Annotated in this window: 10 protein-coding genes; 7 read left to right on the top strand and 3 right to left on the bottom strand. The window is 55.1% G+C overall.

The annotated features are described in order from the left end of the window. Positions 1 to 68: 68 nt before the first annotated feature. The 6 genes from K1V27_RS14295 to K1V27_RS14270 all read left to right on the top strand — a co-directional run bounded on the left by K1V27_RS14295 (position 69) and on the right by K1V27_RS14270 (position 9,333). Complete coding sequence (locus tag K1V27_RS14295; protein ID WP_258930715.1) at positions 69 to 1,499, top strand: TolC family protein; 1,431 nt, start codon at positions 69 to 71, stop codon at positions 1,497 to 1,499. Between the two features lie 18 nt (positions 1,500 to 1,517). Next, entirely contained in the window at positions 1,518 to 1,796 is a 279-nt protein-coding gene (locus K1V27_RS14290) for a YHS domain-containing protein (RefSeq protein ID WP_258930714.1), read from the top strand. Positions 1,797 to 1,856: 60 nt separating this feature from the next. Further along, entirely contained in the window at positions 1,857 to 4,124 is a 2,268-nt protein-coding gene (locus K1V27_RS14285) for an efflux RND transporter periplasmic adaptor subunit (protein ID WP_258930713.1), read from the top strand. After that, a complete protein-coding gene (locus K1V27_RS14280; protein WP_258930712.1) occupies positions 4,117 to 8,055 on the top strand; it encodes an efflux RND transporter permease subunit in 3,939 nt (1,312 codons plus the stop codon). Before K1V27_RS14285 ends, K1V27_RS14280 begins: the two co-directional genes overlap by 8 nt. Before the next feature lie 218 nt (positions 8,056 to 8,273). Further along, entirely contained in the window at positions 8,274 to 8,594 is a 321-nt protein-coding gene (locus K1V27_RS14275; RefSeq protein ID WP_258930711.1) for a hypothetical protein, read from the top strand. Positions 8,595 to 8,916: 322 nt separating this feature from the next. Then, a complete protein-coding gene (locus tag K1V27_RS14270) occupies positions 8,917 to 9,333 on the top strand; it encodes a hypothetical protein (RefSeq protein ID WP_258930710.1) in 417 nt (138 codons plus the stop codon). A 21-nt stretch (positions 9,334 to 9,354) separates the two neighbouring features. Here the strand turns inward: K1V27_RS14270 and K1V27_RS23165 are convergent, their stop codons facing one another. Together K1V27_RS23165 and K1V27_RS14260 are read right to left on the bottom strand one after the other, a co-directional pair. Next, positions 9,355 to 9,693, bottom strand: a complete 339-nt coding sequence (locus K1V27_RS23165; RefSeq protein ID WP_435051671.1) for a HEAT repeat domain-containing protein — start codon at positions 9,691 to 9,693, stop codon at positions 9,355 to 9,357. Between the two features lie 497 nt (positions 9,694 to 10,190). Beyond that, complete coding sequence (locus tag K1V27_RS14260) at positions 10,191 to 11,777, bottom strand: peptide chain release factor 3 (RefSeq protein ID WP_258930708.1); 1,587 nt, start codon at positions 11,775 to 11,777, stop codon at positions 10,191 to 10,193. Between the two features lie 497 nt (positions 11,778 to 12,274). Between K1V27_RS14260 and K1V27_RS14255 the strand changes: the two genes are divergently transcribed. Beyond that, on the top strand, positions 12,275 to 13,441 hold the full coding sequence (locus tag K1V27_RS14255; RefSeq protein ID WP_258930707.1) for a D-alanyl-D-alanine carboxypeptidase: 1,167 nt from the start codon (positions 12,275 to 12,277) through the stop codon (positions 13,439 to 13,441). A gap of 233 nt (positions 13,442 to 13,674) precedes the next feature. Here K1V27_RS14255 and tmk read toward each other — a convergent pair whose 3' ends face one another. Beyond that, positions 13,675 to 14,331, bottom strand: coding sequence for a dTMP kinase (tmk, locus tag K1V27_RS14250; protein ID WP_258930706.1), 657 nt, complete (start codon positions 14,329 to 14,331; stop codon positions 13,675 to 13,677). Positions 14,332 to 14,372: the final 41 nt, after the last annotated feature.

Here is a 14,372-nt window from a genome sequence, read left to right as displayed (position 1 = left end):
GGAGCTGACTGGGACGAGCAGGGTGCTTATGGTAACTATGGTGGTGTATTTTGCGAGGAGGCGGGACAATGAAACGAGCGGCCCAATGGTGGTTGCTGATGCTGGTCGCAGCGGGCGGTTGGAACTGCACAGCCGGTCCATCCGAGAAGCTGCGGTGGGATAAGCCCTATATTGAGACCGGCGCAATGGCCTCCACAGTCCAAAGAGAGGAAGTGCTTCCGCAACTGCACGATCAGTCTGGTCTCAGTGATTACCTGACATATGCCGCACTGAACAATCCCGGGCTCAAAGCGGCGTTCTTGCGCTGGCGTGCGGCCTTGGAGAAAATTCCCCAGGTGACTGCGCTTCCCGATCCTCGTTTCACTTATGGTTACTACATTCAGTCTGTGGAAACCCGAGTGGGACCTCAGAATAACCGGTTTGGGCTGCTGCAGACTTTCCCCTGGTTCGGTAAGCTCGAATTGCAGGGCGGTGCCGCCGCCGAGGCCGCTCGCTCGGAAAAGGAGCGCTATGAAGCTGCCAAACTAAAACTTTTCTACCAGGTTAAAGAGGCTTATTTTGAATATTACTATCTCGCTCGGGCCATCCTGGTGACCGAGGAAAATCTTGGACTGATGCAACAGTTGGAGAGTGTCGCACGGACTCAGTATGCCGCGGGCTTCACACCTTACTCCAATGTGATGAGAGCCCAGGTGGAGCTCGGCAAACTTGAAGACCGGGTCAAGACCCTCGAAGATCTCCGTGAACCCATTGTGGCAAAACTGAATGCCGCCCTCAACAGGCCTGCCGATGCGCCCCTCCCCTGGCCGCGAGAGGTTCACGAAGAGGCCGTCAAGGTGGATCAGGAGCAGCTGATGGCCTGGCTGAGAGAGAACAATCCGGATCTCAAAGCAGTTGGTTTTTTGGCCGAGAAGGAAAAGAAGAACATCGATCTTGCCAGGAAGAACTTTTTCCCCGACATAACCCTTGGCGTTGAGGCTATCGATACCGGCCAGGCATTGAATCCTGCAACGACGCCGGACAGTGGCAAGGACGCGGTGGTAGCCTCCCTTTCCCTCAACCTTCCCATATGGTGGGAAAAGTACAGCGCCGGTGAACGGGAGGCCCTGGCGCGCTACGAAGCTTTCATGGGTGAGCGCAGTGACCAGGAAAATCGACTGGCCGCCGACTTGAAGCTGGCTGTTTACAAGTATCGCGATGCTGAAAGGAAGATCAATCTCTATCGGGACACACTAATTCCCAAGGCCGTCCAGTCGGTCGAAGTTTCGCTGCAGACTTTTGAAACCGGCTTGGGGAGCTTCCTGGATTTGATTGATTCCATAAGGACCCTTCTGGAATTTCAGCTCGCTTTCGAGAGGGCCTTTGCCGACCAGGTCCAGAGGTTGGCTGAAATCGAAATGATTGTGGCAAGAGAGCTCCCGCGAACAACTGACGGTGAGCAGGAGAATAATGCCGGCAGCAGGGTGGGAGAGTACCAACAGCAGCAGGAAAGTGAGTGAGAAAGGAGCACCCCGGTCATGAAAAGATGGATTGCTTTAAGTCTTTTGCTTTTGTTCACGGTAGCCTTTGCGGTCAATCCCGTCCTGGCGTTGCAGAAGGCCGCTGAAGGAGAGCCACAGACGATCTGCCCGGTTATGGGAGGAGCGATAGACAAGAACGTATACGTCGATTACCAGGGCAAACGAGTGTACTTCTGCTGTGAGAGCTGCAAAGAGCAGTTTATGCAGGAACCTGAAAAGTACATGGAAAAACTGGAAGCTCAGGGCGTGACACTGGAAAAGAGTCCCGTTCAGTAGTTCCTGCTCCCACGCTTTGCGTGGGAACAGGATTGACTGGCTGTGCCAGGTGCGTAACGGATGAGAATGATGGGCGATGTGCAAAGGTTTATCTTGGCGTGGGCATATGTTGCTCTGCTTGCAGTAATCTGCTTTTCCGCTTCGACAACCGGGGCGCAGCATGAACATGGTGAGTCCCGGGTGGTGCGGCCCGGCGGTCCGATGGATGAACAGGTGCAGGCCTACACCTGTTCGATGCATCCTCAGATCCAGCTGCCCAATCCGGGCAAGTGCCCTATTTGCGGGATGGATCTCATCCAGGTGAAAACCGAACCGAGACGGGATACAGGGACGGTTCAGAGCATGCGCGAGCTGACCCTTTCCCCTTATGCCGAAGAGCTTGCGCAGGTTCGCACTCAGGTGGTTGAGCGCAAATTCGTCCAGGCTGAAGTGCGCATGGTGGGCTTCGTCAACTATGACGAAACGCGCCGGGCCTACATTACCGCCTGGGTGCCCGGGCGCATTGATCGCCTTTATGTGGACTTTACCGGCACCATGGTGCGCAAGGGCGAACCGATGGTCTACCTGTACAGCCCGCAGCTGCTCTCTGCCCAGCAGGAGCTGCTGCAATCCGTTCGAGCCGCCGGCGACCTCAAACAGAGCCGGCTCATGGTCATGCGAGAGACCGCACAGTCCACCGTGACGGCGGCAAAGGACAAGCTGCGCCTGTGGGGGCTGATGCCGCAGCAGATCGAGGAGATCATAAGGCGTGGGAAACCTTCAGACCATACCACCATCATGGCACCCATAAGCGGGGTGGTGACTCACAAAAACGGCATTGAAGGCATGTATGTGCAAACCGGGACCCAGATCTATACGGTCGCCGATCTTTCCGTGGTTTGGATTGAACTGGAAGCGTATGAATCCGATCTTGCCTGGATCCGGCTCGGGCAGGAGGTGGAATTCGAAGTCAAAACCTATCCCGGTGAAATCTTTAAGGGTGAAGTCGCCTTCATTGACCCCTTTCTTAATGAAAAGACCCGCACGGTGAAGGTTCGCCTCAATGCCCCCAACCCGGATGGCAGATTGAAACCGGATATGTTCGTTCATGCGGTCCTGCGCGCTACTCTAAGCGAAGGCAATCGAGTGGTTGTCGGACCGACCGCAGGTGAGAAGCCTCCCCTGGTGATCCCCGCCGAAGCTCCGCTCATAACCGGAAAACGAGCCGTTGTGTATTGTGCGGTGCCGGACCAGCCCGGCACTTTTGTCGGGCGTGAAATTGTTCTGGGTCCCCGGGCCGGCGATCACTATCTGGTCCGGGCCGGCTTGCAGGAAGGCGACCTGGTCGTGACGGCGGGCAATTTTATGATCGACAGCTCTCTCCAGATTCAGGCCAAACCCAGCATGATGACTCCACAGGGGGGTGGGGGAGGAGTGACGCATGAACACGGCGGACATGGGGCAGCGCCTGCCAAGGCGCCCGGAACTCCGAGTCGCGTGCGGGAGATTCCCGTACAATTCAAACAGGATCTGATGCCTGTTGCGGCCGCTTATAAGGCGCTTGCCGAAGCGATGGGCGCGGCGGAGCTGGAGAGCATGCGAAAGGAATTCAGGGCCTTCAGGAAATCCCTCATGCAGGTGGATGGGAGCGTGCTGTCAGGTCATCCGCTCATGGTCTGGCTGGAATTGGTGGTGCGGTTGGAAAACGATGCGGTGGTCGGCAGCGAAACCGTGAGCATCAGGGAAGCCGGGCGCGTTTTCGATGAACTGAGCCAAAACTTTGAACGACTGAACCAGCAGTTCCGGCTGGAGCCTGCGGGTTATCAGGCGGAGACTACCGCCGTCCCATTGGCAAAGGTTCCACAAGCTTTCCAGACGCAGATCGGGGAAACCCTCAAGGCATACCTCGCTGTGCACGACGCTCTGGCCGAGGATCACTTCGAGCAGGCGCAACAGGCCATGAGGTTTCTAGCGGACGTGGTGGGTGCGATCGATATGAATCTTTTGGAGGGCGAAGCGCATGCCACCTGGATGAAGTTCTTTTCCAACCTGCAGGCGGCTCTCACCCAATTGCATGAAGCCGAAGATTTGGAGACATTTAGAAAGTGTTTTGCTCTGGTTTCAGAGGCTTTGGCGCTGATGGTCGAGACTTTCGGCATTTACCCGCCACAGCCGGTTTACAAAATGCGGTGCCCGATGGCCTTTGATAACCAGGGGGCTGTCTGGCTGCAGAAGGAAAAAGATGTCCGCAATCCGTACTTTGGTGAGGCCATGCCCAGCTGTGGAGAAGTGATCGGAACGTATCTGTCAGAGCCTCAGGGTGGTCAGGAGGTTCATCAGCATGAATGATGCTCCCGACAATACGCCGCAATCACCGTCCCAAGGGGGCCTGATAGGGCGTGTCATCCGCTTCTGCCTGGAGATGAAAATTGTCGTTTTTCTCATGATTATCTTTTTTGTCGCCTGGGGCATCATGGTCGCTCCCTTTGACTGGGAATTCGAACGGCTCCCGCGCAATCCGGTGCCGGTGGACGCCATTCCGGATATTGGAGAAAATCAGCAGATTGTTTTCACCGAATGGATGGGCCGTTCACCTCAGGACGTCGAGGACCAGATCACCTATCCTCTGACGGTTGCGCTGCTGGGCGTGCCCGGCGTGAAGACCGTGCGCAGCTATTCATTCTTTGGCTTCTCCACGATTTACATAATCTTCAAGGAAGACATCGAGTTTTATTGGTCGCGCTCGCGCGTGCTGGAAAAACTGAACAGCCTGCCCGCCGGAACGCTGCCTGCGGATGTGCAGCCGGCTTTGGGGCCTGATGCCACCCCGCTCGGGCAGATCTTCTGGTACACCCTGGAAGGACGGGATGCGGATGGAAATCCGACCGGCGGCTGGGACCTGAACACGTTGCGAACGGTGCAGGACTGGTATGTTCGCTATGCATTGCTGTCCGCCGAAGGGGTCAGCGAGGTCGCCTCCATCGGCGGGTTTGTTCAAGAGTATCAAATTGATGTCGATCCCGATGCCATGAGGGCCTATGGAGTCGGCCTGGATGAGGTCTTCGGGGCGGTAAAAATGTCCAACATCGATGTGGGAGCCCGCACCATCGAAGTCAATAATGTCGAGTACGTCATTCGCGGGCTCGGTTTTATCAAAGACATTAAAGACATTGAAGAGAGCGTCATCAAACAGAGGGACAACGTGCCGGTGAGCATCAAGGATGTGGCGCACGTGTCGCTCGGACCTCTCATTCGCCGTGGGGCCCTTGACAAGGAAGGTGCCGAGGTGGTCGGTGGGGTGGTGGTGGTGCGTTATGCCGAAAACCCCCTGGCCACCATCAAGAACGTCAAGCAAAAAATCACCGAAATCGCCGCCGGCCTGCCCAGAAAGACACTGCCGGACGGCACCGTCAGTCAGATCACCATCGTCCCCTTCTATGATCGCACTCAACTCATCTATGAGACTTTGGGCACGCTGAATTCAGCACTTTTCCAGGAAATCCTGGTCACCATCATTGTGGTGCTGGTGATGGTGGCCCATCTGCGCAGCTCCCTTCTCATCTCCGGCTTGCTCCCACTGGCGGTTCTGATGTCCTTCATCGCCATGAAGTACTTCGGTGTGGATGCCAACATCGTCGCTCTTTCCGGTATCGCCATAGCCATCGGCACGATGGTGGATATGGGCATTGTCATCTGCGAAAATATTCTGCAGAAACTGGACGAGGCAGAGCCCCGGGCCAATCGCCTGGAGGTGATCTGGCAGGCCTCGACCGAAGTGGGGGGCGCCGTCTTGACCGCGGTTGCGACCACCATTGTGAGCTTCCTGCCGGTCTTTTCCATGATCGGGGCGGAGGGTAAGTTGTTCAAACCGCTCGCCTTCACCAAGACTTTCGCACTGGTTGCATCAATCATTGTGGCTCTAACCATCATTCCGCCTCTGGCGCACCTGCTCTTTACAGAAAAGGAGCCGCCAAAGGAGCGCAGATCAATATTTCGAATCATGCTTTATGCTGCATGGCTGACACTGGGCGTTGCCTTGTTTTTTGTCACCAGCTGGTGGGTTGCGGCCATAATTTTAATCATCGCAGTATATCATCTGGTGGAAAAGTGGATTCCGAAGGCGCTTGCCGGCTGGATGAATTATGCAGTCATCGGAGTTGCCGTTGTCGCCGTGGGTCTGTTACTGACGGAAGATTGGCTGCCCCTGGGCCCGGAGCTGGGCATGGTGCGCAATGCAATTTTTGTGGCGCTTGTCATTGGAGGATGGCTGGCAATTCTTTGGTTGTTCCAGTGGGTCTACCCGTCTCTTCTGCGCTGGACTCTCCGCCATAAAGTCCTTTTTCTATCTGTTCCCATGGCTTTTGCCCTGTTTGGTGGCATGATCTGGCTCGGCTTCGATGCGTTTTTCGGCTGGTTGCCCGACGGGGCCAAAAACAACAGTATGGTTTATTTTATGGAAGAACAATTTCCGGGATTGGGAAAAGAGTTCATGCCATCTTTGGATGAAGGGTCGTATTTGTTCATGCCTACCACCATGCCCCATGCTTCCATTGGAAAATCTTTGGATATCTTGCAGAAGCAGGATATGGCCATCAACACCATTCCGGAAATTGAGTCGGTGGTCGGAAAGCTCGGGCGAGTCGAATCGCCGTTGGATCCCGCTCCCATTTCCATGTTCGAAACCGTAATCAACTACAAGTCCGAATATCTCACGGACCATAGTGGAAACAGACTCAAGTTTCGTTTCGATCCGGATGGTAAGGACCTGTTTCGTAATGAAAAAGGTGTGCCGCTGACTGCACCGGACGGCAGAGCCTACTATGTCCGCGGGCGCTTTGTCAGAGATGAGGCCGGCTTGTTGATTCCCGACCCGGATGGCATTCCGTTTCGTCAGTGGCGGCCGCCCCTAGACCCTGAGCTGAACCGCGGCCGCGCCTCCTGGCCGGGAATTCAGAATCCCGACGATATCTGGGACCAAATCATCGTGGCGGCAGAAGTTCCCGGCACTACTTCGGCGCCCAGACTGCAGCCCATTGCTGCCAGAATCGTTATGCTGCAAAGCGGCATGAGGGCGCCCATGGGAGTCAAAATCAAGGGGCCGGACCTGGAGACCATCGAAAAGGTCGGGTTCGAAATCGAGCAATATTTGAAACAGGTACCCTCCATTGAGCCGGCTGCTGTTGTGGCCGACCGCATTGTCGGCAAGCCTTATCTGGAAATTGCCATCAACCGCGCGGAAATCGCCCGCTACGGTATTAAGATCAAACAGGTGCAGGATGTGATTGAAGTGGCCATCGGCGGCCGGCCTATTACCACCACCGTCGAGGGTAGAGAGCGCTATCCCGTGCGCGTTCGCTACCTGAGAGAACTGCGTGACAACATGGAATCTCTCGGTAAAATCCTGGTCCCGACGCCTGCCGGACAGCACATTCCCCTGGGTCAACTGGCGGACATCCAGTTTATTCGCGGACCTCAGGTGATCAAGAGCGAAGACACCTTTCTGGTGGGCTACGTCATTTTTGATAAGAAGCCCGATTATGCCGAGGTAGACGTGGTTGAGCAAGCTCAGGCGCATCTCCAGGCTAAACTCAGAAGCGGTGAGTGGGAGCTTCCGGCGGGTGTGAGCTACGCCTTTGCCGGCAGCTACGAGAACCAGCTGCGTGCTGCCAGGAAACTGGCGGTTGTGCTGCCGCTGGCCCTGTTCATTATTTTCCTCATACTCTATGTGCATTTTCGCTCAGTGGGAACGACCCTGATGGTTTTCTCCGGCATTCTGGTCGCCTGGTCAGGCGGTTTCATCCTCATCTGGCTGTATGGTCAGCCCTGGTTTCTTGATTTCAAGATTTTTGGGACTTCCATGAGGAGCCTGTTCCAGGCGCACACCGTCAATTTGAGTGTCGCGGTGTGGGTCGGGTTCCTCGCTTTGTTCGGCATTGCCACGGATGACGGCGTGTTGATCGCGACTTATCTGGATGAGAGCTTCGCTGCGCATCGCACAAAAACCGTCGAAGAAGTGAGAAAAGCCGTGGTGGCGGGAGCCTTGCGCAGGATACGCCCGGCTATGATGACAACCGCGACCACCATCTTGGCCCTGATACCGGTCTTGACCTCGACCGGCCGCGGTTCCGATATCATGGTGCCCATGGCCATCCCTTCGTTTGGTGGCATGCTGCTTGCCGTCATCACCGTTATGGTGGTGCCCAACCTGTATTGTGCCAGAGAAGAATTTAAGCTGAAGCATCTGAAACCGAAAGCGGATGGCCATGAAAGCACGAAATAGGGGAACACAAAAGGGGAAGTCAACAATGGCTGCAATTTGCCTAACGATGCCAGGCGCATCAGCCTCTATGTCCGATGTTGGGCGAGGTGATTTGATCGTAGACAGTTTTGGACAAACATAGTAAAGGAAAAGCGTTTGATCTGGATCAGGCTTGATGTTCTATGCATTGCGTGATTGAGGTGACGTATCGTGAAATTTGTTAGAAATGGAGGGGCCTTATGAAATCCGTTCGCCTGTTGGTTTTGGTGTGCCTTGCTTTGGTGCTGACTTCCTGCGGTGTTAAACAGACCTGGGCCATTTTCGGTACATGGCAGAGTGTGGAGGGCAACGAAGTCATCGAGTTTACCAAGCACGGCTACATGACTCTGAAAAATGATAAAACAGAAATCAAGGCCAGTTTCAAATTGGTTGATCCCAGGAACGTCCAGATTTATTTCGGGAACCTCGCTACACTGGAGCTGCAGGTTTCGGTTTCTGATAATGAATTGGCGCTGATCCATCCCGACGGAACAGTGAGCAAGTATGTGAAGTTGAAATAGATTCATGTCAAACGTTGCCTCCGCGGGATATAGAGCAGCAAGATCTATTCGTCCGGGCGTTCTTGTCATTTGCAAAGCCCGATTGTGAGCAGTATCCAGAAATGGGCGGGATGGACTTCCGCCCGCTTTCCTGCAACAACCCATCCAACGGCTGGGAATTTCCTTCCTTGTCATGCCGTATTGCCTGCCTCCGGTCGGAAACCCAGTGAAGGCCATCAGCTGTCGCAGCCTCATCGCTGGAGGCATCCTGTTTGGCTCCGGCATTGAGCACAGCCAGGTGCAATCAATTCGGCGGGGGCAAGGCTTCGAAGAAGAGTGAACCATGGATGAAACCAGGTTGGAAGAAAAACTGGCCTTCGCTTTTGTCGAAGGTTGGAACATAACTCCTACGGGCAACGGCTTTCTTTTGACCAGCGACTGGCGTTGGCCAAATGAGGAACACATAGAAATTCACGTGCGAGCAGTGGGTGAAAGGGAAGACTTGTACCTCGTTTCCGATGGCGGCGATCTGTTTAATTTTCTGTTTTCCCACGGGATTGATCTGACCAGGGACAGCATGGCGTTGTCCAGGATAAATGACGTTGTGGAAATGTATGAGAGCAAATTTGTCGATTTTCAGATTGCCAGGGGTGCCAATGAAGAGGAGCTTGCCCGGTCGGTCCGGCTCGTTTTGGAGGCCATCAAAGACGCATCACTCATCTTGTGGCACCGCTTTGAAGCGGGCAAGAATCTGCACTGAGACACAAACAACTGTTGGCCGCTACCAATCGTCTTCCTCGTCCAGTTCGTCCAGGCTGGCCGCTGCTTCCGCATAGCTGAGGGCTTCGTAGGCCGCGTCAACCAGATCATCGTCTCCCGAGTCAAGCAGGGGGTTCAGGATGGCCGCTGCTTCCCGAGGCCGGATGCCGGCGACGGCTTCTATGGCAGCCAGCCGTAGAGCCTTCTCGGTGTGGTCATCGGCAGCCAGCTTGGCAATGTGCTTCCAGGCGCGGTCCACTTGCCATGCCCCGGCAGCATGCACGGCTTGATAATGGATATCCGCATCGTTGCTCTGCAAGGACTCCGTAATCTCCTTTTCAAACCCGCTGACAAAGCGCATGCAAAACACCGCCGACAGGCGCCAGTCTCTGTCGTCGCTGTAGTAGGCTGCTCTCACGGCCTTTTTCTGCCAATCTTGCGGCGCGCGCACCGCCGCTTCCAGGACACTGCGCCGGACCGGTGGCGGCAGAGCCGGCTGCTCATAAAGTTTGCGCAAAGAGTCCTGGATTTTCGAGAAAACCTGTTCGGAAATGGGATCTTCTTCCGCGTCTTCGAATTCCATCGTGTCACAGTAGTCGAGGGCGGGGCCAAGGGAAATCGCCGCTCTGCTCCGCAACTCCTCGGGTTCGTCGCCATCTTCGACTACGGACAGCAGCGTTTCGGCAAGTTCATCGCACAGCACGGCGAACTCCCCGGAAAACTCGGCAGCCAGTAACCGGTCGGCCACTTGTTCTCGTTTGTTGCTGAGCATATTGCGCAGGAAGATCTCGGTGTCTTCCGGCCATTCCCAGGGAGGAATGTTTTCCAGCTCTCTCAGATCCATTGTGCGGGCCTCCTTCAGTTGTGTTCACGCGCTTTGCGAAAAGTGATATCGGGCCAATCTTGCATGACAAAGCCAAGCCGCCACTCGTTCGCGGCCAGGTAAGTCAGATGTCCTTCAGCGTCGTAGGCCATGTTCGGCCGATGCTTCCGCTCGAACTCTTCCAGCTTCTTCCTGTCGTCGCACTCCACCCAGCGCGCCGCGGCAAAACCGGCATTTTCATATACGGCGTCCACTCCGTATTCGTCTCTCAGTCGAGCCATCGTGACATCGAATTGCAGCACCCCTACTGCTCCGAGTATATACCCGTTGCCTGTGAGAGGTCGAAAAAACTGCACGGCACCCTCTTCGGCCAGTTGCACCAGGCCTTTATGCAATTGCTTGCTCTTCAGTGGGTTTTTCAATACTACCTGGCGGAAATGCTCCGGGGCAAAGCTGGGTATTCCGGTGAACTGCAACGGTTCCTTTTCTGTAAAGGTGTCGCCGATTTTGATCGTTCCGTGGTTGTGGATGCCTATAATGTCGCCAGGATACGCCTCTTCAACGTTGGTGCGATCCTGTGCCATAAAAATGGTGGCATTGGCAAGGGAAATTTCTTTTCCGAGCCGATGGTGCACGACCTTCATGCCGCGCTTGAATTTTCCTGAACAGACCCTCAGGAAGGCAATGCGGTCGCGGTGGGCCGGGTCCATGTTGGCCTGAATCTTGAATACAAAGCCGGAAAAGGGTGATTCATGGGGAGAAACGTTGCGCGAGGCCGCAGGTCTTGGTCCCGGCGGAGGGGCCATGGCGACGAAAGCATCGAGCAGTTCGCGCACTCCGAAGTTGTTGAGGGCGCTGCCGAAGAAAACCGGCGTCTGGTTGCCTCGCAAAAAGTGCTTGACATCAAACGGGTCGGCCGCTCCCTGCAGCAGCTCCACATCCTGGCGCAGACTGATGGCCGACGAGCCCAGAAGCTTGTCCACGATGGAATCCGCTAAGTCCTTGACCAAAATGCCGTCTTGCTCGCGGGTTTCACCGCCGGGAGTAAAAAGATGCAGCTCCTCGCGGTACAGGTTGTACACTCCCTTAAAGTACTTGCCCATGCCGATCGGCCAGGATAGCGGGGCACATTCAATTTGCAGCTTTTCTTCTATCTCGCTCAGGATATCCAGGGGATTCATCCCTTCCCGGTCGAGTTTGTTGATGAAAGTGATGATGGGGGTGTTGCGCATACGGCAGACTTCCATCAATTTTTGCGTCTGTGTTTCCACTCCCTTGACACTGTCGATCACCATCAAAGCGCTGTCTACCGCGGTGAGCACCCGGTATGTGTCTTCGGAAAAATCCTGGTGTCCCGGTGTGTCGAGCAGATTGACTTCAAAGTCCTTATAGTTGAACTTCATGACCGAGGTGGTCACGGAAATGCCCCGTTCGCGCTCGATGGCCATCCAGTCACTGTGTGCGTGCATGGCTGATTTGCGGGCTTTAACTGCGCCCGCCATCTGGATGGCGCCGCCGAACAAGAGTAACTTTTCCGTTAAGGTGGTTTTGCCGGCGTCGGGGTGACTTATGATTCCAAAAGTGCGGCGCCGCTTGACTTCCCTCTGATGTTGTTTATCCACTCCAGCTTGTCCTCAAAAATTAGCAGTGCGAAAGAGCAATTTGCCGTTACAGCGATGGTCAAACCCGGCAGCTTTCCTGCGAGCTCCCGCTGCATCTTGTGCTGTATGTTTTTACGATCAACATGTTATTCTATTCGATTATTGATGCAAGGTCGATCCCTTCCTCCAATCTTCTGTGGCTCCGGTTGGTTTCCCGCTGAAGACCAGGGGAATACGATGGATTATTGCGGGTGGGGATTGCCTGTGATTCATTTCCAGTTGACAAACCAGGCACGATGGTCGCATACAGTCAGAAAACAAACGTAGTGCCGCCTGCTGAGCGGCCGTAAAAGATGAGGGGCTGGATTAACAGCCTTTGGCATGATTTCAGTTGACAACAGGGCCTGCTGAGCGGACCGCAAGAAGCTTACTGGAAAGGTGCAACACCCCCCGAACCCTTGTGGGATCAGCCTTTTGAAAGCCGCCGGTTTTTCTCTCTACTCTTCCTGGGAGATGTGATGATGAAGCGTTTCCAACACAAATGGATTGGCATCTTCTTAGCTTGTACCGTGACCATATCTCTGGCTTTTGGCGAAGCCGGCGGTGCTGTTTCCAATTTGATCCATGCGCGCTCTGCCATCCTGGTGGATGCTTCTGACGGACGGGTACTGTTCGAACAGAATGCGGATGTTCCCATCGCACCGGCATCCATCACCAAGGTGCTGGCACTCTATCTGGCCTTCGAAGCCGTGCAGGCGGGTCGCGTTCATTTGACGGACATGGTTTATATCAGCAGGGCGGCAGCCAATGCTCAACCGGTGAGAATGGGATTGAAGGCGGGAGATCGGGTGCCTTTGGGAGAGCTCATTCGAGGCATGGCCATTGTGTCAGGAAATGACGCTGCGATTGCCGTGGCGGAGTACCTGGGTGGCAGCGTGCACAACTTCGTAACCCTGATGAACATAAAAGCCAGAAGGCTCGGCATGCTGCACAGCCATTTTGCAAATCCCAACGGGCTGCCCGCCAAAGGCCAGGTGACCACTGCGCGTGATGTGGCCAGGCTTTCCATGGCTTATCTGCAGCGTTTTCCAGAGGCGCTGGAAATTCACTCCATGCAGCAATACACCTACAACAATATCACACGACGCAATGCCAACAAGCTACTGGGAGTTTGTCCCGGCGTTGACGGCTTGAAGACCGGATTTGTCAATGCGTCCGGGTACAACTTGTCGGCCACGGCGGTACGCCGGGAGAGGCGTCTAATTGCCGTGGTGCTGGGAGCTTCCACCCCGCGGCTGCGGACTCTGGAGACCACCAGGCTGTTGGAATATGGCTTTGGCGGTGCGCCCCTCACTTCTGTCCCCGTAGAACTGGTCAAATACAAACCGCATGAACCCCGCGTGAAGGTAACGACCAAAGCCCGGTCCAGCAGGCCCAGCAAAGCACGGCTCAACAAATCTCGCACGGCTGCGGCCAGGAAGCAGCAACCGGCAAAACTGAGCAGCAGCAAATATAAGTGCAAGCCCAAACAAACGGTTGGCAAAGACAAAAAGAGCACTGCTGCAAACAACGGCAGCAAAACAAAGCTCGAGAAAAAATCTGCAAGCCGCAAGACCGGAGGTGTGAAGAAGCACACTCAGGGAAAGATCAAGGGCAAGAGTTCCGTGCCCCAGAGCCGGACTTAGGGAACAAGGCTAGTGTGGGATTTGCACGCCGAATTGCATGGTCACAGGCCGTTCTGCAAGGGAGGGCGCCTCGTCCGGCGACGGCCAACCGCCCACCAGGGGCCACCCGTTCAAACGGAGCTGCTGGCTCATCAGACTCACAGCTGCCGCTCAACCCAAAATAACCAGACCTTGCTGAGCAGCCTGGTAGATCAAGCCCTGTTCATTGTACTTTCGACTTGTAACGCACAGGATTACTGTGCCGCAACCTGGCGAGACCGATGACAATGCGGGTGCCAGAACAATGTGAGTAAATCCTGCACCACTTCAGTGAGGGGTTTTTCACCGTTCAGGATTACAAACCGCTGCGGTTCCGCTTGGGCAAGTTCGAGATAACCTTGTCTCACGCGCTGATGAAACGACACCTGCTGCAATTCCATTCGGTCTGCGACCTCCAGGCGGTCATGCAGACGTTCCAGAGCAACGTGGACGTCACAGTCGAGCAGCACGGTGTGGTCGGGCCAAAGGTCGTCGCTGGCCCACGCTTGAATTTGTCTCAGACGCTGCACATCGAGCCGCCTCCCGTAACCCTGGTAAGCCAGGGTGGCATCAATGAAACGATCCGCCACCACCCATACGCCATCCTGCAAGGCCGGTTTGATCACTTCCCGCACAAGTTGCGCGCGGCTCGCAGTGTAGAGGAAAACTTCAGCCCATGCGTCCATCATGTGGTAGGCGGGATCCAGGAGCAAACGACGGATGCTCTCTCCAAGAAATGTTCCACCCGGTTCTCTGGTTCTTATGTGGGGTATGCGGGACTCATCAAGCCACGCACACAAACGGTCCAAAAGGGTGCTCTTGCCGCATCCGTCAATACCTTCAAAGCTTATGAATTTTGCATCCGGCTTCACTGTCTGAACTTATCCCACCTCAGCATGAAACACTGGGCAAA

The sequence above is a fragment of the Desulfoferrobacter suflitae genome (assembly GCF_022603395.1).
In the GTDB taxonomy this organism is placed as follows: domain Bacteria; phylum Desulfobacterota; class Syntrophobacteria; order Syntrophobacterales; family Syntrophobacteraceae; genus Desulfoferrobacter; species Desulfoferrobacter suflitae.
This window is presented reverse-complemented; position numbering and strand designations above follow the sequence as displayed.

Bases quoted from the DNA above. Each gene is read 5' to 3' on its own strand.
- K1V27_RS14255 (WP_258930707.1), top strand. From the start codon at position 12,275: ATGATGAAGCGTTTCCAACACAAATGGATTGGCATCTTCTTAGCTTGT.
- K1V27_RS23165 (WP_435051671.1), bottom strand. From the start codon at position 9,693: ATGCGCTTTGTCAGCGGGTTTGAAAAGGAGATTACGGAGTCCTTGCAG.
- K1V27_RS14295 (WP_258930715.1), top strand. From the start codon at position 69: ATGAAACGAGCGGCCCAATGGTGGTTGCTGATGCTGGTCGCAGCGGGC.
- K1V27_RS14270 (WP_258930710.1), top strand. From the start codon at position 8,917: ATGGATGAAACCAGGTTGGAAGAAAAACTGGCCTTCGCTTTTGTCGAA.
- K1V27_RS14280 (WP_258930712.1), top strand. From the start codon at position 4,117: ATGAATGATGCTCCCGACAATACGCCGCAATCACCGTCCCAAGGGGGC.
- K1V27_RS14290 (WP_258930714.1), top strand. From the start codon at position 1,518: ATGAAAAGATGGATTGCTTTAAGTCTTTTGCTTTTGTTCACGGTAGCC.
- K1V27_RS14275 (WP_258930711.1), top strand. From the start codon at position 8,274: ATGAAATCCGTTCGCCTGTTGGTTTTGGTGTGCCTTGCTTTGGTGCTG.
- K1V27_RS14285 (WP_258930713.1), top strand. From the start codon at position 1,857: ATGAGAATGATGGGCGATGTGCAAAGGTTTATCTTGGCGTGGGCATAT.